This is a genomic window from Chryseobacterium sp. 3008163, from assembly GCF_003669035.1.
Taxonomy (GTDB): Bacteria; Bacteroidota; Bacteroidia; order Flavobacteriales; family Weeksellaceae; genus Chryseobacterium.
Window position 1 is genome coordinate 651,740 of sequence record NZ_CP033070.1, and the last position, 24,589, is coordinate 676,328.

Consider the following 24,589-nt stretch of genomic DNA (forward strand, 5'->3'; position numbering starts at 1 on the left):
ATGTGGATGGGAGATTTTATTTTGTTGAATTCACCATCAAGATGCCAATTTTTGGTATTGACTTTAAATTCTACTTCTGAAACCGGCAAATATGTGATGTAATCATCCTCTTTCAGCTTTTTGTAAACATCCTGAATGCAAAAAGCGCCGAATACGTCAGTGGAAATTTTTTCACCAAAACCATATCTACCAAACCATCACTTTTACTAGCCATCGGAGCGATGTAAGCATTGTTCCCGAACTGGCGTGTGTTTGCGATGTTAACCATTAAATACTTGCCATTGTACTGATGGTATTTTTCATCAGCAAACTTTAATTTGATGGGTTTATAATTGAAAAATGTTTTGAGTGAAACTTTAATGTAATTTTTGAAACCACGGTCGGTTTTTTCAAATTCTTTGACCACTTTCCCGTCAAATCCGGTTCCTGAAACATTGATGGAAAGCCGATCATTAACGGTAAACGTATCAATCTTTCTGGATTTTTTTGTTTTAATTTTTCCAACAGTTCATCTAAATTTTTGCTAAACTGTGTTTCATTAGAAAAACCATTTCCCGATCCTGCCGGAAAAATTGCTAAAATTTTATCAGTATTAATCAAATTTTTAGCAACCGTAGAAATTGTACCGTCACCCCCAATCGCCACGAAAATATCCGTATGCGAAAAATGTTTCTGAATAAATTCTTCCGTTCCAATAATCGATTCTGAAATGTAATATAAAGGATTTTCGACTTTCCTCTTCAGCTCATTGAGAAATGGCTGATAATTCTTTTTCGCCGAAAAAGGATTGATGATAAAAGCTACTTTTTCCATTGCCACAAAAGTAAAAAATGCTTCCTGATTTGGAAGCATTAATATTAGTTAATTTTCATTCTCTTTTTAAATTCAGGATTTACTGTTCCTTTCAGCTCTTCCCAAGATACAGGAATCACAATATCACCGGCTGCAAAAGCGGCAATTTCGTAAGGACTGTAATGAAAATAAAGATTTTTGTCATCAAAATAAAAATCTTTGTTGGCAGGAATGACATCAACCAAAAGCATCTCAGAATTATTAACCGCACCGTCAGAATCTGTTGTTCCACTAGGAAGCTTATTAATATTTTTCATTAAAAGCTCTGATAATCTAGCCTGCGGCATTGTCGTAATATCTTTTAAATCAATCTTTTTATTATTTTTCAAATCAAAAACTCGTGCAGCAAAAGAATAATTTCCGTGCGCACCGCCTTCGTAAGATGTAAACAGATACTCGATTTGAAGAAAATCGTCAGTTTGTGAAAGAAGCTTCATAAAAGAACCTGCTTCCCAAGTCTGTTTGTATTGGATATCCGAAATCCACTCGCTGCTTTTTTCTTTTATTGATGAGAAATATTCTGTTTTATCTTTATCTAAAAAACTCTGCAATCCGTTTTTGGAAAAATCTGTAATGTCTTTTTTATCGTAATAAATGCTGTCTAGAAGCACTTTGTCTTTTAAAGTGGGAAATACTAGCATTTTTGCAGCATAATTCACAGAAAGTTTATCATTAATTTTCATAGAATCAGTTACTTTAACAGAATCTACAGTGAATTTTTCGGGGGTCTTAACTTCTGTTGTATTTGTTTGTGTATTTTGAGAATCATTCTTTTTACAAGATGCTAGAGCAAATACCGCAGAAATAGTAAAAATAGCAATGGTGTTTTTCATAAATTATTATTTCGTTTAGCAATGCAAAAACCATTCAAAAGATGAATGGTTTTCGTTTTTATTTGATATTTGTTTAATTTACTTTTTGATTAAACTCATCACCTGATTTTCGCTGTCAGAAATTACTTTCCAGATTTGTTTGAAAGCAGGATAATATTCTTTCGGATAATCTGCACTTGCAATTTTATACTCTGAAATCGTAACAATTCTATTTTCTTTTCTTTCTACAGTGTAAGAATAACTAATTTCTTTATCTTCAGTCACAATTTTTTTGCTTTTTGGTAAATCTGCAACTTCATATCCTTCCGGAATTTCAATTTCAACAATTTTTGTCTTACTAATTGGTGAGATAAAATCAATCATGTATTTTCTTTCTTCCTGCTGATCAAAATCGTTAGTCGTTTGGTGCAAAAATAAAAGCGGGTTGATGATTTTTCTTTTGCCTAAATTATCAATCATATTACTTGATGTAAAACTCATGGTAGATCTGAACTCTCCACCCTCTAAAACTCTTGAATTGATATTATCAAAATCAACTGAAAAATTTTCCTTGTACTGTTTTTTGTATTTATCAGGGTTTTCATCAAAACTTTCTTTTGCATTGAGAGCCAACAAACCTTCATCTTGATCCTGATATTGACCTGTTACAGTACCGTCAGGATTTATTTTCGCCTTAGTTGTATGACTATTATAACTTTCTTTAATATTATTCAATGAAATAATCTCCGCCTTTTCATCTCTCAACAAAAGTCCATTGCTATTCCAAACTCTGCCAGGAAGAATTCCTTCTTTAGACTGCTTTGAAGTGGCATCAAAAAGATAAATATTTTTGTTAATTTCTGCTGCGACGATCACATAATTGAAGTTTCCGATATTAGGAAACGTAAGATTTACATATCCATTTCTCACCGTGGAAATCAAGATTGGATATGTTTTTATGCCCTGACTTCTCAGCATATTAATCAACATTAAATTAAGATCACCAGTATTTCCTGTTTTTGTTTTTGCAAGTTCTTTTATTCCTGTTTCTGCATAAAAACCATTGGTCTCGTTCCAAGTGTAAGAATTTTTAACAAAATCAAAAATAGCATTTGCTTTCTTCACTTCATCTTTTTCTTCGGAAATATCTTTTGGAATAAGATCCTTTACCAATTTTTCTTTTTTATATTGTAAACCAAAATACTCATGATCCCACAGTTTTTTTCTGATATCTTCCCAAGTAGATGAATAAGTTTTCAAACCATTATTAAAAAATGTAGAATGAAGTTCAGCTCTAATTTTAGTTCTGTAATTATCATTGTTCTTTACAAATTTTTCAGACTTAAATGCTTTCACATTTTCATATCCAAATCTGTAAGTTTTAGAATCTACACCGTATAAAAATTCTTCACTTATTTTTTTATATTTAGGAGTCAAACCACCAGTAAAATCAATATTATAAGACATATTACTAGGCACATCGAATACATATTCCGAATATTGCGAAGGAGTATCCAATTCAATATAAATTAATGGAATCTCATACATGAATGGTGTAGATACATCATACTGATATTCAATCACAGAACCATTTTTGATATTAGGAAAAGCATATTTGTTTACCGTAATATATTTGTTTTCTTTTGATTTAAACGTTGAACTTTTATCGACTTTTGTTTCTACAATTTTATTGTCTTCAAGATTATAGACATACGCTTTTATCGAACTGAGCACTTCTCTACTTCCAGAATTATTGTTATAAAGAGATATATCTAAATCTAACAAATCTTCGGATTTATCTTTTTCATAAATCTTTATCCTGTATGCAAAACTTTTAATTAATTGTCCGTGTGAAGGATCTATTCGATAATGTATTGATCGATACAGAATTTCCGCAGGAGCCTTTTCGTCAATGCTGGATTTTGTTTTCTTTAAATCTTCAATCGTGAATTTTGGCATTTTAAGGAACTCATGCTTTTGTGCAATAAGCATTATGTTCATAGCGCTTACACAAAAAATTAGAACAATTTTTTTCATCTTATGATTTTTTTGAAATTAGGATTTTTGAGTTATCTGCGTTCATTATTTTTTTCTGAAACTTACATAATCGTTGTACTTTTCTTTAGAATAAATCCCTTTTTTAATATTTACATTTCTTTTTACAATAATTTTATCGTCTTTCTTCTCAAAAGTAATGGTGTAGATTCCAAAGTCTGAAGCTAAAAGACCGTTTTCTGGCATCTCTTCAACAACATAGTTTGCTGGAATTTGGTAGACAATTTCATACTCATCTTCGTAAGAAAATCTGTTTTCAAAAGGCAGCTGACGGTTTTCATCGGTATGATAAAAACCAGTAGAATAAATAGGTACTGCTCTGAAAATAAAACTATCACCCATCATTTTAGAATAATTGGTCGCTTTAAAATTTAAATCAAAATCAATTGAAGCTAAATCTTTATTGTTGACAAAATTATTCATCTCCACATTTTCAAAATTCAGATGAGAAAACTTAGATTTTACAGCGTCATTCTTATCTTTCTGAGAAAGTGAAACATAAGATAAATTAAAGTCATACTGATTTCCGGTATATGTAAATTTCCCTTTTCCCGAAATAGTTTTATCCGGATTGATCTGAATATTCAAAATTTGCTTCTCCTTACTTTGCTGAGCTGTGTAAGAAGGAGTTTCCATGATTTCAATTCCCGTAGACTTTACCGCTAAAACATTTCTGTCGGTTGTACTATAGCCCAAATGGTTGTAGGCAATATCCTGCGAAGTATTCTCTAGCCAAATATTTCCTTTTTCTGTGGGAATTACCAAAATCACGTGATTTCCAGCCATTTTAGGAAAATCAACATCGAAACTTACAGGTGAAGAATTTGAATTGATAATTGCATAATAAGAAGGAATTCCGGCCTCATCTAAAAGTGTTTTCATGTAATTGGTAAGGCCTTTACAATCGCCATAACCCTTTTTCTGAACCTCATCCGGCATCATCGGCTGCCAACCTCCAATTCCTAGAGCGACAAAAATATATCTTGTTTTGCTCTGCATATATTGGTAGATTTTTTTCACCTTATCATCTGTACTTCCTGAGAGATTGAGCGCAGCAATTTCAGATTTGATTTGTGGTGTAGAAACAGATACAGGAGTCAAAAGATTACTGTAATACCAAAGTCCGAAATCTTTCCATGAAGTGATATTCCCTTTTTTACCAACCAAACTGAATTGATCTAAAGAAAAACTTACTTTCGGTAAAATTTTCTGTGGATTAGGAACCAACTCTACATTATCAATTGCAGGAACATTCTGATAAGAATATGTCTTTTCGTTTCCGTTGTCATTTACTTCTGCAGCCGCATATTTGTATGGAGATTCATAGGTTTTTGAACGTAGATTAATTCCTGATTTATTGATGATTTTAAAACTGCTTTTTTCCAAAGAAATATTATAGGAGTTGAATGGAGTAAAATCAGGAATAAAAACAGTGTTCTGATCTTTTTGATCATAGCTGAATTCTATCGTGTATGGAAATGTAGAAGGAGTGTACAGAAGAACCATTGCTCTGCTGTCTGAGTAAAATGTCCCTTGAGAATTGGCTGCCATATCTGTAAAGTCACTCTTAGAATAACTTTTCAGCTTCGCTCCTTTTTCATCATAGACAGTTACTTTCACATTAGAAATGACATCACCTTTTTCGTAGAAGATCTTTGGAACAGAAAAACTGATAGCATCTTTATTTAAAATAGTGATTACAGATAAATTTCTATAAACAATTTCGTCAATTTTATTGATTTCAACAATGGTATTTTCATTTCGGATAACGGCACTGGCATTTTTCTTTAATTTATCACTGATTTCTGAGACAGGATAGCTTTGTGCATAATAAATAGACGCCAAGGAAAAAGCACATAAACAAAGAAATTTCATCATGGTATTTAATTTTCCACGAAAATATAAAAAATCTTAATAAAATGTTAAAATATTATCATGAATATGAGAATTATTATTTTTTTAACACAAAAAAAAGACTCCATTTGTATGGAGTCCTTGAAATATTATTTTAGAAGATAATTAAACATCAATCTTCGCATATTTTGCATTTTTCTCGATAAATTCTCTTCTTGGTGGAACTTCATCACCCATCAACATTGAAAAAACAGAATCTGCCTCTACAGCATTATCAATCGTTACCTGCTTCAGAATTCTGTGATCAGGATTCAATGTAGTTTCCCAAAGTTGCTCAGGATTCATTTCCCCAAGACCCTTATAACGTTGAACTTCAACGCCTTTCCCGTCCGGAGACATCTCTAAAGTTATCTCTTCACGCTCTTTTTCATTGTACGCATATACTTTCTTGTTTCCTTTCTTTAATAAATATAAAGGAGGTTGTGCAATATAAATATATCCGTTCTCAATCATTTCTTTCATGAATCTAAAGAAGAACGTAAGAATCAAAGTAGAAATGTGAGAACCGTCAATATCGGCATCGGTCATGATTACTACTTTATGGTATCTTAATTTAGCCATATTCAAGGCCTTACTATCTTCTTCAGTTCCTACAGAAACTCCAAGTGCGGTGTAAATATTTTTAATCTCTTCGTTATCGTAAACTTTATGAAGCATTGATTTCTCAACATTCAAAATCTTACCTCTTAACGGAAGAATCGCCTGGAAATGTCTGTCTCTCCCCTGCTTTGCAGTTCCACCTGCCGAGTCTCCCTCGACTAAGAACAATTCAGATTCTGCTGGGTCTTTTGATGAACAGTCAGACAATTTCCCCGGTAAACCAGAACCTCCCATCGGAGATTTTCTCTGAACCATTTCACGAGCTTTTTTCGCAGCCTGTCTAGCTTTTGCAGCCAAAACAACTTTCTGAACGATAATTTTAGCCTCGTTCGGATTTTCTTCCAAGAAGTTAGTCAACATTTCACCAACGATCTTATCAACCGCACCGGAAACTTCAGAGTTCCCAAGTTTAGTTTTAGTCTGTCCTTCAAACTGAGGCTCCATTACTTTTACAGAAATCACAGCCGTCAAACCTTCACGGAAATCATCCCCGGTAATTTCTACTTTTTCTTTAGCAGGAATTCCTAAATCATCTGCATATTTCTTCAAAGTTCTCGTCAAAGCACGTCTGAAACCTGCCAAGTGAGTTCCACCCTCATGGGTATTGATATTGTTAACGTATGAATGAAGATTTTCACTAAAAGAAGTATTGTAACGCATCGCAACTTCTACAGGAATATCGTCTCTTTCACCTTCCATGAAAATTACGTTTTCCATGATTGCTTCACGGCTTCCGTCGATAAATTCTACAAATTCTCTCAACCCACCTTCAGAATGGAAAACTTCAAAAGCGAAAGATCCGTCTTCGTTTGGTTCTCTTTCGTCAACCAAAGTAATTGTGATTCCTTTATTTAAGAAAGAAAGCTCACGCATTCTCGCTGCAAGCGTATCATAGTTGTAAACCAATTCCTGGAAAATAGTACCATCCGGCTGGAAGAAAACCTCAGTTCCTCTTTCGTCAGTTGTACCAATTTCAGCAACATCCGCTAAAGCTTTTCCTTCAGAATATTTCTGCTGGTATAATTTACCGTCACGACTAACTGTCGCCACTAATAGAGTAGAAAGCGCATTCACACAAGAAACCCCTACACCATGCAAACCTCCGGAAACTTTGTATGAATCTTTATCGAACTTTCCACCTGCTCCAATCTTGGTCATTACAACCTCCAAAGCCGATTTTTGTTCTTTTTCATGCAAGTCTACGGGAATTCCTCTACCATTATCTTTTACAGAGATACCTTCTCCCTTATGAATTGTTACTAATATCGTATCGCAATGACCTGCAAGCGCCTCATCGATAGAGTTATCTACTACTTCATAAACCAAATGATGAAGACCTCTTACTCCTACATCTCCAATGTACATAGATGGTCTTAGACGAACGTGCTCCATGCCTTCTAATGCCTGGATACTACTAGCTGTATATTGTTTTTGACTCATATTAAAATTGAAATATTTGCTTAATGCAAAGACCTACAAATATCGTGATTTTTTTCGACTTATGAAAGTAATTTACCTCTTAAAATATCAGAATTTATCCTAAAATTTGAATGATTCTTTCAACAAAAAAACAATAAAGTTACAATGCAGATTTGAATTGATTGCAATGTTTTAAATCATATAAAGTTACCTTAATTTTATCCGTAACTTTCAGCTGAAAAATTAATATTATGGATGATTTCATCGCTGCACGAGCCCAGATGGCACTTTCTTTAGGGTTTCATATTATCTTCGCCTGCGTCGGAATGGTAATGCCTTTCCTGATGGCATTTGCCCATTGGAAATATCTGAAAACCGGAAATGAAATTTACAAAGGTCTTACCAAAGCGTGGAGCAAAGGTGTCGCGATTCTTTTTGCTACCGGAGCCGTTTCAGGAACTATGCTTTCATTTGAATTGGGACTTCTTTGGCCAGGGTTTATGAAGCATGCCGGCCCTATTTTTGGAATGCCGTTTTCTCTCGAAGGAACAGCCTTTTTTATCGAAGCCATCGCTATCGGATTTTTTCTTTACGGCTGGGATAAATTCAATAAATGGTTTCATTGGTTTTGTGGATTTTTGGTTGGTTTAAGCGGTTTAGCATCAGGAATTTTAGTTGTCGCTGCCAATGCGTGGATGAATTCACCTACCGGATTTGATTATATTAATGGAGAATACGTCAATATTGATCCTATTAAAGCAATGTTCAACGAGGCCTGGTTTCCTCAGGCTTTACATATGACAGTAGCTGCTTTTTGTGCGACCGGATTTGCCGTTGCGGGAGTTCATGCTTTTTTAATTATGAGAAAAAAGAATGTTGAATTTCATACAAAGGCATTCAGAATTGCTGCTGCTTTTGCTATGATTGGTGCTTTTGGTGCTCCTTTAAGCGGGGATGTTGCAGCAAAATCTGTTGCTGAAAGACAGCCCATCAAATTAGCTGCAATGGAAGCGCATTTTGAAACAGAAAAAGGTGCAGCTTTCGTGATTGGTGGGATTCCTGATGAAGAAAAAGGTGAAATTAATTATGCTTTAAAAATCCCAAAAGTTTTAAGTTTTTTAGCCACTAATGATTTTAACGCAGAAATAAAAGGTTTAAATGATTTTCCAAAAGATGAATGGCCACCTGTCGCCGTTGTACATTACGCTTTCCAGATTATGATTTTCTTTGGTGTGGTGATGATTTGCATTGGAAGTCTGTATCTCTATGCTTTCTTTTTCAAAAAACAATGGCTGAATAAAAACTGGCTGCTGAAAACATTTCTTTTCGCAACACCTTTCGGATATATTGCCCTAGAAGCTGGCTGGACAGTCACTGAAGTCGGAAGACAACCTTGGATTATTTACGGAATTATGAAAACCGTAGATGCTGTGACACCAATGCCCGGAATTCAGTATTCATTTTACTTTTTTACGGCTATTTTTATTTCATTGTCATTGATTATTATTTTTCTTTTGAGAAGACAAATACAAATGGTTCCCAAACTTTACGACCCGACAGACGCACAATTTAACTCTAAAAACAAAAAATCATGATCTACGTTGTAATTGGTTTTCTATGGCTTTCCGTATGTCTTTATGTGATTTTGGGTGGTGCTGATTTCGGAGCGGGAATTGTCGAATTAATGACCAAAAAGAAAAACAGAAAATATACCGAAAAAATCATGTACGAGTCGATTGCGCCCGTTTGGGAAGCCAACCACATGTGGCTCATCATTGCGATTGTAATTCTATTTGTTGGCTTTCCCGAAATCTATACTACGATGTCGACTTACCTTCACATCCCTCTGGTCATGATGCTGGTAGGAATTATTGCGAGAGGAACTGCATTCACCTTCAGACATTATGATGCCGTGGAAGACCGATGGCAGATAATTTATACACAGATTTTCTATTATGCGAGTCTTTTAACACCATTTTTCTTAGGTTTAATAGCCGCTGCGACGGTTTCACAATCGATCAACCCTGACGCAAATAACTTTTTAGATTTGTATGTTTTCAGCTGGCTCAATTGGTTTGGTGTTGCGGTTGGATTATTTACCGTTTCTCTTTGCGCTTATTTAGCATCCATTTTTTCTTTACGGGAAACCAGTGACAGATTAGAATTAGGCTTAATGATTAAAAAATCACATCAAACAATGATTTTTGTAGTCGTAACGGGATTGTTGGTCTTTTTTGCTGCTTACTTTTCTGATATTCCTTTAACAAAATGGATTTTTTCTAAACCATTGGGTGTGATGTCGATTTCTTTTGCAACCGTTGCTTTAGGTTTAATTTTAAGAGCGATGCATAACAGAAAATTACTTCCTGTTAGAGCTTTGGCAGGATTTCAGATTATTATGATTCTTGTAGCGGCAACCTATCAGCACAATCCGGATATTATTTTATTAGGAAACGGACAACATCTTTCTTTATTAAAACATATCGCAGCTGAAAAAACAATTTCAGCTTTGGGTTGGGCTTTGGTTTTAGGCTCACTATTTATTTTGCCGTTCTTATTTTATCTGATGTTTTCGTTTACAAAAGCAAAAGGAAAATCTTAAAGCTATTTTTTAGTTAAAACCAATTCTACTCTACGGTTTTTGATTCGGTCGGCTTCTGTAATTTCAGGGTAAACGACCGGATTGAGATGGCCGAGACCTTTTACCATAATTCTATTCTTCTCAATACCTTGTTTCAGCAAATAGTCTTTGATTGCAGTAGCTCTCGTCCATGAAAGATTGAATGTTTTTAAATCAATATCTTCACCATCGAAATTCTCGTAATCGCAGCAAATATGACCTTGCAACTCAACCTCAAGACTTTGATTTTCTTTTAATATTTTTGAAAGTCTCAGCAGATTTGTATTTCCGTTCGGAAGCCAGAAGTGACGCCCACCAATGAAATTCACATCAGGAAGTGAAAAAGTATCTTTCACTTTCATCATTGCAATTTTCGTATTGAGAAAACTAGGATAGGCTTTTCTCGAAATTTTTTCTCCAGGAGCGAATGATTTTTCAATAAAAACATCTACTCTTCTGTTTTTTTCTCGAAGATCTTCTGTACTGTTGTCGTTGATTTGTTTTTCTACACCCAAACCAACTGTAGTTTGCAATTTAATCTTGCTCGAAATTTTTCCTTTTAAATATTCACTAACTGCATTTGCACGGTTTTCTGATAATTTTTTATTGAGTGAAAGATTTCCTGAAGGATCACAATTTCCAAAAATTCTGAATGTGAGATTACTTTTCAACAGGGCTAAACTATCCAACTTGTTTTTAGATTCCTGATTGAGTACATAACTGTTATTTTTAAAATAGACAGAAGAAAGCATTTGTGCGCTGTTCAGACTATAAAATGAAAAGAATATAAAGAAAAAAATAAGTTTCATAATTTTAGTTTTTCTTACAACGGCGAAATATCATTTTGTAGTTTATACTGAACAAAAAAAATCCCGAAAATTTCAGGATTTTATAATTTATTTAAAACTAATTTTTAATTCCTTTCTTGGAAATTATTTGATTTTGCTCTGTAGTGATTTTAATAAAATAAACTCCTTTTTCCAGCATAGAAGTATTGATGTTTTTTGTTGCGTTTGCTTTTAACACTGAACGTCCTGCTTCGTCATAAATTTCCACCGATTTTATTTTTTCATTGGTGTTTAAATTTAATCCATTTTTGAAAGGATTATTAAAATTTAATGAATTTTCATTTTGTGAAATAGTATTCGTAGCCAATGTAGACTGACCAAAAATATACCTCGCAATTTTATTATCAAAAAAAACATACAAGTAATTGTCTTTCACAATCATTCGCATATACTCAGGATGAGTATAAGTCACATCAGATAAAGGATAGAAAAAATTATTATTAATCGTTACGGTATTTCCAGAGGGAGAAAATCCTCTGATTCCGATTTTACCTACTCCCGCTGTCTCAAATTCTGAGGAAACCAATATCGTATTTCCGTAAAGAAGAGGTCTTCGTTCTCCACCAAGATAATCATCCCCGTTATATGTAAAAGAATTATCAAACTCAATAACTCCATTTGTACCAAACCCTAAATCTAAGTTACCTTGCGAGTTTGTTTTTGTTAATTGAGAGTAACCATCTAAACCATCAACTTTATTAATAAATGAATTGTCTTGGTCATTTATCAAAACACTGCCACTGTAAAAATCATAATTTAAACTAGCAGTGGAATGCCTAATTTGCGCATATCCGTTTTGACCATACGATAAGTCTAAACTTCCGGTATTCAAATTTATTTTTCTTATAGTTGAGAATTGCCCAATAGCGATTACATTTTCGTACACAGCATTATCTTTATAAAAAAGTAAGTATCCATAATCGTACAAAGAATTATTAACTGAAGAGCTTAAAGTTAAAGTACCATTAGTACCATAAGAAGCATCTACAGTACCGTTTGAGAGAAATTTCTCAATATTTGTATCATTTCTTGAAATGATTTTTCCGTCAGGAAGTACAAACTTATAAGACCAATTTCCTGTTGTCAACATTCCGTTATTTCCAAAAGAAGAATCTATCTGACCATTTGAAAGGAACTTATTTCCTGAAAGCAAATAAAAAAAATCATTCTGTGAATGGAAATAGTAAGATTCTAACTCCGGAACAGATACTTCACCGTTATTACCAAAAGTATTGTCAATAGTTCCGTTATGATTCAATCGAATATATCTTGTAGAAGTAGGAATTCCGTTCAATTGATCTCCATAAGGATAACTTAGAAAAATTTTATCTCCCTGAAACATTGACTTTTTATCAATATCACGATCTTCTACCATCAGAAATTGATTAGGTGTGGTAATTTGTACAACCCCATTATTTCCGAAGCTTAAATCTTTAGTAAGAGTAATCTGTGCATAAGAATATGCAAACCCACATGCAAGAACTGCAGTAATTATTTTTTTCATCTTAGGTGTGTTTTTTTCCTAAGAGCAAAGCTAATAAAAATTAATCACATAAAAATGAAAAAAAGCGAACTTTAAGTTCGCTTTTTTTCATTTTTATTTCTATTTGATTTTAAACCAACTTCATCAATACATTCTCATCAATCTTCTCCACTTTCACCAAATTATGTTTAGTCAAAGTTTTAGAAGCTTTATCCCATTTTTTACCAGATAATTTGCTTAAAGTTTTCACTTCAGCTAAAGCGATTTGTTCGCCAGATTTTAGGATATCAAGAATGATCTTTTCATCTTCTCCTAATTCAATTTGAGCAACGGTTTTTTCTGGTCGCATTTGAGGGAAGAATAATACTTCCTGAATTGATGGATTATTGGTTAAGAACATAATCAATCTGTCCATTCCGATTCCTAAACCTGAAGTTGGTGGCATTCCGTATTCTAGAGCTCTCAGGAAATCTTCATCGATAAACCCAGTTGCTTCATCATCACCTTTTTCAGCTAGTTTCAACTGCTCTTCAAAACGTTCTCTCTGATCAATCGGATCATTTAACTCTGAATAAGCATTGGCAATTTCTTTACCACAAACCATTAATTCAAAACGCTCAGTTAAACCATCTTTGCTTCTATGTTTCTTGGTTAAAGGTGACATTTCAATCGGATAATCGGTAATAAAAGTCGGCTGAATGAAGTTTCCTTCACATTTTTCACCAAAAATTTCGTCGATTAATTTTCCTTTCCCCATCGTTTCATTCACTTCGATTCCGATAGACTTTGCAAAATCGAACAATTCTTGTTCAGATTTTCCTGTAATGTCGAAACCTGTATATTTGATGATGGCATCGGTCATTGAAACTCTTGGATAAGGAGCTTTCCAGCTAATTGTATGTTCGCCAAAAGTTGATTCTGAATTTCCGTTCACAGAAGTTGCACAGAATTCCAGTAATTTCTCAGTGAAATCCATCATCCAGTTGTAGTCTTTGTAGGCTACATAAATTTCCATCGCAGTAAATTCCGGATTATGGGTTCTGTCCATCCCTTCATTTCTGAAGTTTTTCGAAAATTCGTAAACACCGTCAAATCCACCAACGATCAATCTTTTCAGATACAATTCGTTTGCGATTCTTAAATATAAAGGAATATCTAAAGCATTGTGATGCGTTATGAATGGTCTAGCCGCAGCGCCACCGGGAATTGACTGCAAAATTGGAGTTTCAACTTCAAAATAACCTGCGTCATTGAAAAAAGTTCTCATTGCATTGAACAGTTTTGTTCTTTTCACAAAAATTTCTTTCACTTGCGGATTCACCGTTAAATCGACATAACGCTGTCTATATCTCATTTCAGGATCATTGAAAGCATCATGCACCACTCCGTTTTCGTCAGTTTTTGCTTGTGGAAGCGGACGCAATGCTTTGGTAAGCAACGTAAAATTTTTCACCAAAACCGTCATTTCACCAACCTGAGTTGTGAACAATTCTCCTTCGATTCCGATGATATCACCGATATCTAATAAGTGTTTGTAAACGTCGTTGTATAAAGTTTTATCTTCTCCGGTACAGATTTCGTCACGGTTAAAATAGACCTGAATTTTCCCTGTAGAATCCTGCAATTCAGCAAAAGAAGCCTTCCCCTGAATACGGCGAGACATCAGTCTGCCCGCAATCTTCACCTGTTTACTTTCAGAAAAATTCTGTTTTATAGATTCTGTAGTATCTGTAACCGTGTATTCTTCTGCCGGGAATGCGTTGATTCCCATTTCAACAAGCTTAGTCAGCTTTTCTCTTCTAATGATTTCCTGTTCTGATAATTGCATTATAATTCAATTTTTTCGAATTGCAAAAATAGTGAATTTTAAGCGTTTATGAAACTGGAATTTTATTTAAACCACAAATCGTTAAATTCGACATAGTCAAGGGTCACAAAAGTTTTTTATTTTATTAAAACTAATTAAGATTTCCCCTTTAAAATTGTTATGATGATTTAAGTATTTAAACCACCCCGTCAAAAATTCTTTCGAATTTTCGGCAATCCTCCAAAGAATGGAAATTTTTGACAATGAATCACTCGCAGCCCGACTTGAGTGGAGCTCTTTTTGTGAGGAGGAACGACGATCAAAAAAGCGGGAACCCTTCGACTTCGCTCAGGATAAACTACTGGCGGATTAAGCTGCCCAAATAGAAAAGTTAATCTTAAAAATTACTTCTTTCATTTTGAGGAACAAACGTCCAAGCCAAAATTCTACTCACTTTCTGACCCTGCGACATATCAATCGTTTTTACTTCAACAGCTTTAACTTTCTTTAAAAGTGAATTCAATTTAAAAAGATTATCTTTTTTAGAAACCAAACAGGTAAACCAAAGAATTTGTTTGGAATACAAAGCACTTTCCTCAATCATTTTTGAGATAAAAGCCAACTCGCCTCCCTCACACCACAACTCTGATTGTTGTCCGCTGAAATTGAGATTGGGCTTTTGAACTTTTGATTTGAGATTTTTTGTTTTTCTGAGATTTCCTTTCATTGCAGATTCTTCCGAATCATGGAAAGGTGGATTGCACATAGAAAACGCAAATTTATCTTCGGAATTGAGAATATTTTTAAAGATAAATTGAGAATCCGGCTGAAATTTCAATTGAACATTTTCAGACATACTCAGATTTGCATCTAAAATCTTCTGAGCATTTTCTAAAGATTTCTTATTGATATCTGTACCCAACATTTCCCAGCCATAAGATTGATAGGCAATCAAAGGATACACAAGATTGGCTCCAGTTCCGATATCTAAACCTTTTACTGATGAACCTTTCGGAATTTCCTTTAAAGTTGCACCCAATAAATCGGCGATGTAATGAACGTAATCTGCACGTCCCGGAATGGGCGGACAAAGATTTTCGTCTGGAACATCCCAATTTTTAACATCATAAAAATGTTCCAATAAGGCTTTATTAAGCAATTTTACGGCTTTCGGAATGCTGAAATTGACGGTTAAATTTCCGTAAGCATTTTTAAATACATAATGTTTCAGTTCCGGCACACAGGAAATCAGTTGTTCAAAATCGTAAGGATTTTTGTGAAGATTTCTTGTGTGCAGTCCTGATTTTTCGGCGGCCATGAATTATTTTTTCTGTGACAGAATATATTCCACCATTTTTTTGGCATCTTTTTTTGAAATCTGCGGATGAGGCTGCATCGGAACGCTTCCCCAAACTCCACTTCCGCCTTCAATAATTTTTGAGGCAAGAATCTCAATATCCTTTTCAGAATATTTTGCCGCAATCTCTTTGTACGAAGGTCCTATCAAACGTTCATCAGCATTATGACATGCCATACAATCTGAAGCTTCTATTAAACTTTGCCCCGAAACATTGGCAGTATCAGGCGTAGAAGTATCTGCTGATGGCTGTATTTCTGAATTTTCTTTTTTAGAACAGGAAACAACAAGTAAACTTACCATTCCTGTTAAAAACAGTTTTTTCATTATTTAGCAGTTGCCGTAGAATCTGTAGATGGTGATGGAGCAGGAATTGCAACCGCAGGAGCCGGTGTAGAATCTTTTTTAGTAGAATCAACTGGCACTGTAGGTGCTACAGGCTCTTCCAACATAATATTGCTGTCTTGTAATGATTTGTCAGCTTTTTTTGAACAACTAACTGCGAATACACTTCCGATAAATGCGATTGCTAATACTTTTTTCATATGTATATATTATTTATTTTTAAAGGTCATATGTTATCGCCCAACTTTTCTATATCTTGGTTAATGTAAACCAATCGTGGCGATTTCATAGGTAAATTTCTATTTATTTTCTATATTTAAGAGAATCGCAAGTACGATTTCTTTATTTTCTAATTCGATCACAAAAATATAAAAATAAAGTTTTATAATAAGAGAGTTCTTGCCTTTTTTAAATCATATTTTGTATTATCATTTTAATTAATAATGATTATATTTAAGGGTGATTTTAAAACTAATAAAATGGTCATCATATCAAAAATCCTTTTTTTCTTTAGTCACCATGGTTTTTATTCCGTATTGATATTTATTTTATTTTTCGGGCTTTTATCTATCGTCACTCGGAAAGCGTGGGTACTCATATTTATTATTCCTTTATCCATAGGTAATGGCTTTGCCGGGCAGTATCTGAACGCTTGGTTTCTTAATAAATATGGAGTCGAAAGCACGGCAATTATCACTTCAGATGTTGAAACCAATTCAACTTTGAACGACCAATACATTCATGATTATGAAGCCATTGTAAAAAAACAGGATGGCAAATATGTTGAAACTTTTTTTTCAACGATGTCTGCGGCGATTTATCCTCTAGAAAATGCAATCAGAATTCCTGTTCCCGACAAAGAATTTCCTGTAAAATTCATTCCTGGATATGAGAAAAACATTGTTATTCTTTTTCAACAATCTGAGGAAGGTAAAAATTTGAGAATGTACGAATTACAACGCCCAATTAATTCTGCAAGAATAAAATATGAAGCCGACAGAACCAATATAAAATTTATAAAAGATTATATTCTTGCATTAGAAGATTATGTAAAAGTGTATGATGATGAACAATTTAAATCAAAAATCACCGAACTGAAACAAGAATTACAACTTCTGGAAAAATAAATTTTCATTTTTTTGAATTTTTTATTTCTGATATTAAAAAAAGTTTTACATTTGTCCCATGATTAATTCAGTTAACAAAAATTGGTGGTGGCACTCAAACTCTTCGTCGGGTCTGATGCTATTGTCGTGTTGTTAATTTACAGCAAGAATATTATAGAAAAACATACAGAGACTTTGACGATTGCGTTGAAGTCTTTTTTTTGTCAAAAAATTTAAAATTATCAAAATGTTTAATACCAAAATTAATATAAAAACCACCTCAAGAAAATCACTCGGGGACCTTCAGACTCCTATGAATATTTATCTTCAGATCAGAGATAAATTTCGTGATACCATTCTTCTTGAAAGTTCGGACACCAAGAATATCGACAACAATTTTTCTTTCATTGCAGTGAATGCTATTGCAGGAATTGAGATTAAAAACCTTCACGAGTTTGAAGTAAAATTCCCGAATAAAAATCCGGAGAAAAAGCCTTTGGAAAATATAAAAGTCACCGATTTGCTCAATGATTTCTCTAAAGCTTTTGTATGTGAAAAAACCAACGACCCCATTGAAGAAACGGCGCAAAGCCTTTTTGGATATACAAGTTTTGAAGCCGTTCCGCTTTTTGAAAATATCCAGTTTAAGCCTCAGAGCAAAGAAGTCGAGATCCCTATTTTGCGTTACAGACTCTATCAATACGTGATTGCCATTAATCATTTTAATGATGAAATGCATTTTATCGAAAATCAGATCGACGGTGTAAGATCTGAAATGCGGTTGCTTCAGGATTTAATTAAAAATAAAAATGCCCTCGTTTATCCTTTCGAAAAAGATGGTTCTGAAACCTCAAATCTTACCGATAATGAATATCTGGAATTGGTAGAAAAGGCTCAGAAACACTGTATGAGAGGTGATGTTTTTCAGTTGGTTTTAAGCAGAAGATTCGAACAAAAATTTAAAGGAGATGAGTTTAATGTGTATCGTGCTTTGAGAAACATTAATCCATCTCCATATTTGTTCTTCTTCGATTATGGAAATTACAAACTATTCGGTTCAAGCCCTGAAAGTCAATTAATTATTAAAAACAACAAAGCCATCATTCATCCCATTGCAGGAACTTTCAAAAGAAGCGGTGATTTTGAAACCGATTTGCAGTCTGCCAAAGCTTTAAAAAAAGATCCGAAAGAAAATGCCGAACACACCATGTTGGTTGATTTGGCTCGAAATGATTTAGGCAAAATGGGAAAAAACGTAACTGTGACCAAACTGAAAGAAATTCAGCTTTTCTCACACGTTATTCACATGGTCAGTGAAGTGACTGCAGAAGTTGAAGAAAATACCAATCCGTTTGACATTGTTTCTAACACCTTTCCACAGGGAACTTTAAGTGGAGCTCCAAAATACAAAGCCCTTCAGCTCATCAATGAATACGAAAAAGATTCCCGTGGATATTATGGTGGTTGCATCGGAATGGTTGGTTTGAATGGCGATTGTAATCAGGCCATTATGATCCGAACGTTTTTAAGTAAAAACAACACTCTCTTTTATCAGGCAGGGGCAGGATTGGTCGCAAAATCAGTTCCTCAAAACGAACTGGAAGAAGTAAACAATAAACTGAACGCTTTGAAAAGAGCGGTAGAAAAAGCGGAAAAATTAGTTGTTAATTAATTATTATAAAATAAAATGACAAATATACTATCAACCAACAACCAACAACCAACAACCAAAATATTGGTCTTCGATAACTACGACAGCTTCACCTACAATCTCGTTCAGATGATTGAAAAAATCACGAATCAATCAGTTGACGTTTACCGAAACGATGAAATTTCATTGGAAGAAATAGAAAAGTACGATAAAATTATCCTTTCGCCAGGACCAGGAATTCCTGAAGAAGCTGGAATTTTGTTGGATTTAATTAAAAAATACGCACCAACAAAAAGTATTCTCGGAGTTTGTCTCGGTCAACAGGCGATCGCAGAAGCTTTCGGTGGAAATTTAATCAATCTGACAGAAATTTTTCACGGAGTAGCAACGTCTTCAAAAACCATTAGAGAAAATGTAAAATTATTCAAAGATTTACCCGAAGAAATCGAAGTCGGAAGATACCACAGCTGGGCAGTCAATCCCGAGAATTTCCCTGCAGAACTAGAAATCACCGCAACCGATAATGACGGAATGATCATGGCTTTGCAGCACAGAAATTATGATGTTCACGGCGTTCAGTTTCACCCAGAGAGCATTTTAACTCCCGATGGAGAACAAATTATCAGAAATTTCCTTCTTAATTAAGTTCAAAAACAATGAAAATTTTAAGCTGGAATCTTGAACGGCCGAAGAAAAATCAGTTGGCGAAAATAAATCAAATTCAAAATTTGATAAAAAATGAAAATGCTGACATTATTATTGTGACAGAAAGTAATCGATGCATTGATTTTGGACAAGAATATTTTGAGCTTCATACAGATTTCCTGCATTCATTTCATGATCATCAAAATTATTCTGAGGGCGAAAACAGAGTCAGTATCTATTCTAAATTTCCTTTCAAAAAGCAAATTTCAACTTACGATTCTTTCACAACCGTTTGCGGTTTAGCAGAAACAAATTTTGGTGAATTAGTGATTTATGGAAGCATTATCGGAATCTTCGGCGGAAAAGGTCTTCATTTTGAAAATGATTTGGAACAACAGAAAAAAGACATTAAAAATTTAAAAGGAAATATTTGTTTTTCAGGAGATTTTAATATTTCGTTTTCAGGATGGAAATATCCAAGTATAAAAATAATTGAAGGAACTAAAGAATTTTTCAGTGCTCAGAATTTAGAAATAATTACAGAAAATAATAAAGACAGCGCTATCCACACCATCTTTAATAAAGATTTTTTAAAAGATAAAATTTACACTACAAAAATGATTGAAATCGATAGAAAAATATCGGATCACAACCTGATTATCTGCGAAATTTCAAAACAAAATCAACAATCATGAAAGAAATACTAGAATACCTTTTCAATCATCACACCTTATCAAAATCGGAAGCAAAAGCGATTATGATTGAAATTGCTCAAAATAAATTCAATGCCACCGAAGTGACAGCTTTCGTCAGTATTTTTCTGATGCGAAATATCACTTTAGAAGAACTGGAAGGCTTTAGACAGGCGTTACTCAGCATGGCAGTTCATGTAGACATCAAAGCCGACAACACCATTGACATTGTAGGAACAGGCGGTGACGGAAAAAACACCATCAACATTTCCACTTTGGCCAGCTTCGTCGTTGCCGGAGCCGGGCAGAAAGTGACCAAACACGGAAATTACGGAGCTTCTACCATTACCGGTTCGTCAAATGTGTTGGAAGCATTGGGTTATCAGTTCAAGAAAACTTCAGAAGAATTAAATCAGGATTTGGAAAAAGCCAACATCTGTTTTCTGCACGCTCCTTATTTTCATCCGGCATTGCAGTCTGTAGGTGCTTTGAGAAAATCTCTGGGTTTGCGTACGTTTTTCAACCTGCTTGGTCCTTTGGTCAATCCTGCGAAACCTCAGTTTTCAGTAATTGGCGTTTACAATCTTGAGATCGCAAGAATTTATCAGTATTTGCTGCAAAAAGACAGTCGGGATTTTATTTTGGTGCATGGTTTGGACGGCTACGACGAAATCAGCCTCACCGGAGACAGCAAAATCATCACGAAGACCGGCGAAGAAATTTATTCCTCAAAAGATTTAGGTTTTAATCCAGTAGATCCTCAAAACATTTCAGGTGGTTCAACCATTCAGGAATCTTCGGAATTATTCAAAAATATTCTGGAGGGAAATGGTTCGGCAGATCAAAACGCTGTGGTTATAGCCAATGCAGCCATTGCACTATATCATACAAAAAAATGGGGTTCATATCAGGATTGTCGTTTGCTCGCACAGGAAAGTTTAGAAAGTGGAAAAGCCTTAATCAGTTTAAATGATTTGATTAAGCAATAGTTTTCGGACGACTTTTCCGCCCTCCGTTCCCGCTTTTTTGTCATTGCGAACGAAGTGAAGCAATCTGTTGCACGATTAATCAATCGCAATGACAAAAAGAGCTCCACTCAGGTCGGGTCGCAATTTCGTCATCAATATAAATTTTAGTTTTAAAAGTCCCGAAGGGACGAGTTAACAAAGGATAGGATGAAATCCTATAAAAAAATCACCGAAAGAGTACAAAAAATGAACATCTTAGATAAAATCATCGCAAGAAAAAAAGAGGAAATTTCAGATTCAAAATCCAGAATTTCTTTGCAACAGCTGGAAAATTCAGAATTTTTCAACAGAAAAACTTTATCGTTGAAAGAAACATTACAATCAAAATCGCGAATTATCGCAGAATTCAAAAGACAATCTCCATCAAAAGGAATTATTAATGATAAAGTTTCTCCTCTTGAAGTTGTTTCGGCTTATGAAAAGTTCGGAGCAAGTGCCGTTTCTATTTTGACTGATAAAGATTTTTTCGGCGGGAGTTTTGAAGATATTTTGAATGTGCGAAATCACATCAATATTCCGATTCTGCGAAAAGATTTTATGATTGATGAGTATCAGTTTTACGAAGCAAAATCGATGGGTGCAGATGTTATTTTGCTCATTGCAGCTTGTCTTTCGCCCAATAAGGTTTCAGAATTCACTGAATTGGCACACAGTTTAGATTTAGAAGTTTTATTAGAAATTCATATCGAAGATGAACTTCAACACATCAATAAAAATATTGATTTTGTGGGCGTCAACAACAGAAATTTAAAAGATTTCAAGGTTGATTTACAACATTCCGTTCATCTGAAAAATCAACTTCCGGGAAATACTTTTTCCATCGCAGAAAGCGGTATTTACAGCGAAGAAGATTTCAAATTCCTGAAAGAAAAAGGTTTTGACGGATTTTTAATGGGCGAATATTTTATGAAAAATCAAAATCCCGGAAATAAATTCAGAGAATTTATTTCCAATGTAACAATCTAATAATGTAACAGTTTATCAATCTAGCAATGACTGAAAACAATAAACAACCAAGCGAAAATCATCGACCGAAAGTAAAAGTCTGCGGATTAACCCAGCTAATCCAGATTCGTGAATTAGTGGCATTAAAAGTTGATTTTATAGGCTTTATTTTCTATGAACAATCACCAAGATTTGTTTTAAATCATTTAGGTTTAGATGACATCGTTAAAATAAATCATCAAAGAAAAGTAGGAGTTTTCGTGAATGAAAGTGTTGAAAAAATTATCGAGATTTCAGAAAATGCAGATTTAAATTTCATTCAACTTCACGGCGATGAAAATGAAGAATATTTTCTAAGATTAAGACAGAGATTAAACAAAAATATAAAGATTATTAAAGTAATTAGAATCGGAAATCAATCTTCCACAGAATTGCAAAAAACCATCAACAGACAACTGTCAACCATCAGCTACCTTCTTTTCGACACCGATTCAAAAGCTTTTGGCGGAACAGGAAAAACCTTTGATTGGAATGTTCTAAACGAAATTAAAATATCACTTCCGTATTTTCTAAGCGGCGGAATTTCTTTGGAAAATGCCAAAGATATTAACAATTTAAGTCAAAAACCATTTGCTTTGGATATCAATTCAAAATTTGAAATTGAGCCTGGAATTAAAGATTTAGAAAAAATAAAAAAATTAATGCTTAATCAATGAAAAACCATAACTACAAATCAAAAATAGAATGGACGGGAAATTCCGGTGAATCAACAAAAAACTATCGCTCCTATGAAAGAAGTTACACCATTTCAGTTGATGGAAAAGCGGAGATTAATGGTTCTTCTGATCCTGAATTTTTAGGAAATCCCGAGCTTCACAATCCTGAAGACTTATTATTAGCTTCTGTTTCATCCTGTCATTTGTTATGGTATCTGCATTTTTGCTCGGTCAATAACATTTTGGTCTTAGAATATATAGATTTTGCAGAAGGAACAATGATAGAAATTGAAAATGGAAGTGGCAAATTCACTGAAATTATCCTTAAACCTAAAATTTTAGTTGCTGAAAAAAATATGATTGAAAAAGCAATCGAGCTGCATCAAAAAGCAAATGAATATTGCTTCATTGCCAACTCTTTGAATTTTGAAATAAAACATCAACCAGAAATTAACTACAAAAATGATTAAAACAAATTATAAAAACCCAGACGAAAACGGATATTACGGAGAATTCGGCGGCGCATTCATCCCCGAAATGCTATATCCAAATGTGGAAGAACTACAGAAAAATTATCTTGAAATTATAGAATCCGAAGAATTTCAAAATGAATATCAGGATTTATTAAAAAACTATGTCGGACGTGCTACTCCACTCTATTTTGCGAAGAATTTAAGTGAAAAATATAAAACTAAAGTTTATTTAAAAAGAGAAGATCTTAACCACACCGGTGCGCACAAAATCAATAACGCTTTGGGACAGGTTCTATTGGCAAAACGTTTGGGTAAACATAGAATTATTGCTGAAACCGGAGCCGGACAACATGGTGTTGCAACAGCAACAGCTTGTGCCTTACTTGGACTAGAATGTATTGTTTATATGGGCGAAATCGACATTGCGAGACAGGCTCCGAATGTTGGAAGAATGAAAATGTTGGGAGCAACCGTAATTCCTGCAACTTCCGGTTCGAAAACGTTGAAAGATGCTGTTAACGAAGCGCTAAGAGATTGGATTAATAACTCAACCACAACACATTATGTCATTGGAAGTGTGGTTGGACCACATCCGTTTCCTGATTTGGTAGCGAGATTTCAATCGGTGATTTCTAAAGAAATTAAAGAACAGCTTCACGAACAAATCGGAAGAGAAAATCCTGATTACGTGATCGCCTGTGTTGGTGGCGGAAGCAATGCTGCAGGAACTTTTTATCATTTTGTAGAGGAAGAGAGCGTAAAAATTATTGCTGCAGAAGCAGGAGGTTTTGGCGTTGAATCAGGGAAATCTGCTGCGACTACTTTTTTAGGAACTTTAGGTGTTTTGCACGGAAGTAAAAGTTTAGTCATGCAGACCAATGACGGACAGGTTATCGAGCCTCACTCGATTTCAGCAGGTTTGGATTATCCGGGAATCGGACCGTTTCACGCAAATTTATTTAAAGAAAACCGTGCAGAATTTTTCAGTATTAATGATGATGAAGCGTTACAGTCTGCTTTTGATTTAACCAAATTAGAAGGAATTATTCCTGCTTTGGAAAGTGCTCATGCTTTGGCAGTTTTAAATAAGAAAAAGTTTAACGAAAATGATATTGTGGTCATTTGCTTAAGTGGCCGTGGCGACAAGGATATGGAAACCTACCTAAAAGAAATTAGAAGTTAGATACTAGAAATTAGTATTTAATGGAATCAAAATCTAAC

23 protein-coding genes are annotated in these 24,589 nt (G+C 34.3%); 11 read left to right on the top strand and 12 right to left on the bottom strand.

Annotated elements, in window-relative coordinates; genetic code table 11:
* Positions 1-112 precede the first annotated feature (112 nt).
* The 6 genes from EAG08_RS22870 to gyrB all read right to left on the bottom strand — a co-directional run bounded on the left by EAG08_RS22870 (position 113) and on the right by gyrB (position 7,673).
* The gene (locus EAG08_RS22870; RefSeq protein ID WP_228446730.1) at positions 113-406 is read right to left on the bottom strand and encodes a diacylglycerol/lipid kinase family protein; all 294 of its coding nucleotides are present in this window, start codon (positions 404-406) and stop codon (positions 113-115) included.
* On the bottom strand, positions 313-852 hold the full coding sequence (locus tag EAG08_RS22875) for a diacylglycerol/lipid kinase family protein (RefSeq protein ID WP_228446731.1): 540 nt from the start codon (positions 850-852) through the stop codon (positions 313-315). The genes EAG08_RS22870 and EAG08_RS22875 overlap by 94 nt, the downstream gene beginning before the upstream one ends.
* Positions 853-857: 5 nt before the next feature.
* Positions 858-1,685, bottom strand: coding sequence for a DUF3298 and DUF4163 domain-containing protein (locus EAG08_RS02860; protein ID WP_129534128.1), 828 nt, complete (start codon positions 1,683-1,685; stop codon positions 858-860).
* Positions 1,686-1,763: 78 nt separating this feature from the next.
* Entirely contained in the window at positions 1,764-3,656 is a 1,893-nt protein-coding gene (locus EAG08_RS02865; RefSeq protein ID WP_228446732.1) for a transglutaminase domain-containing protein, read from the bottom strand.
* 90 nt (positions 3,657-3,746) lie between these two features.
* Positions 3,747-5,597: a DUF3857 domain-containing protein gene (locus tag EAG08_RS02870; protein ID WP_228446733.1), complete on the bottom strand. Its 1,851-nt coding sequence runs from the start codon at positions 5,595-5,597 to the stop codon at positions 3,747-3,749.
* 141 nt (positions 5,598-5,738) lie between these two features.
* Positions 5,739-7,673 (bottom strand): DNA topoisomerase (ATP-hydrolyzing) subunit B, encoded by a 1,935-nt coding sequence (gene gyrB / locus EAG08_RS02875; RefSeq protein WP_129534130.1) that lies wholly within the window; start codon positions 7,671-7,673, stop codon positions 5,739-5,741.
* Positions 7,674-7,903: 230 nt separating this feature from the next.
* Here gyrB and EAG08_RS02880 point away from each other — a divergent pair, with 230 nt between their 5' ends.
* Positions 7,904-9,247 carry a cytochrome ubiquinol oxidase subunit I gene (locus EAG08_RS02880; RefSeq protein ID WP_129534131.1) on the top strand — a complete coding sequence of 448 codons (1,344 nt, stop codon included), beginning with the start codon at positions 7,904-7,906 and terminating at the stop codon, positions 9,245-9,247.
* The gene (locus EAG08_RS02885) at positions 9,244-10,254 is read left to right on the top strand and encodes a cytochrome d ubiquinol oxidase subunit II (protein ID WP_129534132.1); all 1,011 of its coding nucleotides are present in this window, start codon (positions 9,244-9,246) and stop codon (positions 10,252-10,254) included. Before EAG08_RS02880 ends, EAG08_RS02885 begins: the two co-directional genes overlap by 4 nt.
* Before the next feature lie 2 nt (positions 10,255-10,256).
* Here EAG08_RS02885 and EAG08_RS02890 read toward each other — a convergent pair whose 3' ends face one another.
* From EAG08_RS02890 to EAG08_RS02915, 6 genes are all read right to left on the bottom strand, one after another.
* Positions 10,257-11,081, bottom strand: a complete 825-nt coding sequence (locus EAG08_RS02890; RefSeq protein ID WP_129534133.1) for an OmpA family protein — start codon at positions 11,079-11,081, stop codon at positions 10,257-10,259.
* Between the two features lie 97 nt (positions 11,082-11,178).
* Positions 11,179-12,624, bottom strand: coding sequence for a T9SS type A sorting domain-containing protein (locus EAG08_RS02895; protein WP_129534134.1), 1,446 nt, complete (start codon positions 12,622-12,624; stop codon positions 11,179-11,181).
* Positions 12,625-12,733: 109 nt separating this feature from the next.
* A complete protein-coding gene (gene lysS / locus EAG08_RS02900; RefSeq protein WP_129534135.1) occupies positions 12,734-14,431 on the bottom strand; it encodes a lysine--tRNA ligase in 1,698 nt (565 codons plus the stop codon).
* A 376-nt stretch (positions 14,432-14,807) separates the two neighbouring features.
* Positions 14,808-15,728: a 23S rRNA (adenine(1618)-N(6))-methyltransferase RlmF gene (gene rlmF / locus EAG08_RS02905; protein ID WP_129534136.1), complete on the bottom strand. Its 921-nt coding sequence runs from the start codon at positions 15,726-15,728 to the stop codon at positions 14,808-14,810.
* A gap of 3 nt (positions 15,729-15,731) precedes the next feature.
* The gene (locus EAG08_RS02910) at positions 15,732-16,094 is read right to left on the bottom strand and encodes a c-type cytochrome (protein ID WP_129534137.1); all 363 of its coding nucleotides are present in this window, start codon (positions 16,092-16,094) and stop codon (positions 15,732-15,734) included.
* Positions 16,094-16,312 carry a hypothetical protein gene (locus EAG08_RS02915; protein WP_129534138.1) on the bottom strand — a complete coding sequence of 73 codons (219 nt, stop codon included), beginning with the start codon at positions 16,310-16,312 and terminating at the stop codon, positions 16,094-16,096. The genes EAG08_RS02910 and EAG08_RS02915 overlap by 1 nt, the downstream gene beginning before the upstream one ends.
* 279 nt (positions 16,313-16,591) lie before the next feature.
* Between EAG08_RS02915 and EAG08_RS02920 the strand changes: the two genes are divergently transcribed.
* The 9 genes from EAG08_RS02920 (at position 16,592) to trpB (ending at position 24,551) form a co-directional block, all read left to right on the top strand.
* Complete coding sequence (locus EAG08_RS02920; RefSeq protein ID WP_129534139.1) at positions 16,592-17,239, top strand: hypothetical protein; 648 nt, start codon at positions 16,592-16,594, stop codon at positions 17,237-17,239.
* Between the two features lie 226 nt (positions 17,240-17,465).
* The gene (locus EAG08_RS02925; protein WP_129534140.1) at positions 17,466-18,890 is read left to right on the top strand and encodes an anthranilate synthase component I family protein; all 1,425 of its coding nucleotides are present in this window, start codon (positions 17,466-17,468) and stop codon (positions 18,888-18,890) included.
* Positions 18,891-18,905: 15 nt separating this feature from the next.
* Positions 18,906-19,514: an anthranilate synthase component II gene (locus tag EAG08_RS02930; RefSeq protein ID WP_129534141.1), complete on the top strand. Its 609-nt coding sequence runs from the start codon at positions 18,906-18,908 to the stop codon at positions 19,512-19,514.
* A gap of 11 nt (positions 19,515-19,525) precedes the next feature.
* Complete coding sequence (locus EAG08_RS02935) at positions 19,526-20,209, top strand: endonuclease/exonuclease/phosphatase family protein (protein WP_129534142.1); 684 nt, start codon at positions 19,526-19,528, stop codon at positions 20,207-20,209.
* Complete coding sequence (gene trpD, locus EAG08_RS02940) at positions 20,206-21,195, top strand: anthranilate phosphoribosyltransferase (protein ID WP_129534143.1); 990 nt, start codon at positions 20,206-20,208, stop codon at positions 21,193-21,195. The genes EAG08_RS02935 and trpD overlap by 4 nt, the downstream gene beginning before the upstream one ends.
* Before the next feature lie 225 nt (positions 21,196-21,420).
* Positions 21,421-22,200, top strand: a complete 780-nt coding sequence (trpC, locus tag EAG08_RS02945; protein WP_129534144.1) for an indole-3-glycerol phosphate synthase TrpC — start codon at positions 21,421-21,423, stop codon at positions 22,198-22,200.
* A 26-nt stretch (positions 22,201-22,226) separates the two neighbouring features.
* Positions 22,227-22,895 (top strand): phosphoribosylanthranilate isomerase, encoded by a 669-nt coding sequence (locus EAG08_RS02950; RefSeq protein WP_129534145.1) that lies wholly within the window; start codon positions 22,227-22,229, stop codon positions 22,893-22,895.
* Positions 22,892-23,365 (top strand): OsmC family protein, encoded by a 474-nt coding sequence (locus EAG08_RS02955; protein ID WP_129534146.1) that lies wholly within the window; start codon positions 22,892-22,894, stop codon positions 23,363-23,365. The genes EAG08_RS02950 and EAG08_RS02955 overlap by 4 nt, the downstream gene beginning before the upstream one ends.
* Positions 23,358-24,551 carry a tryptophan synthase subunit beta gene (gene trpB, locus EAG08_RS02960; protein WP_129534147.1) on the top strand — a complete coding sequence of 398 codons (1,194 nt, stop codon included), beginning with the start codon at positions 23,358-23,360 and terminating at the stop codon, positions 24,549-24,551. The genes EAG08_RS02955 and trpB overlap by 8 nt, the downstream gene beginning before the upstream one ends.
* The last annotated feature ends 38 nt before the right edge of the window (positions 24,552-24,589 follow it).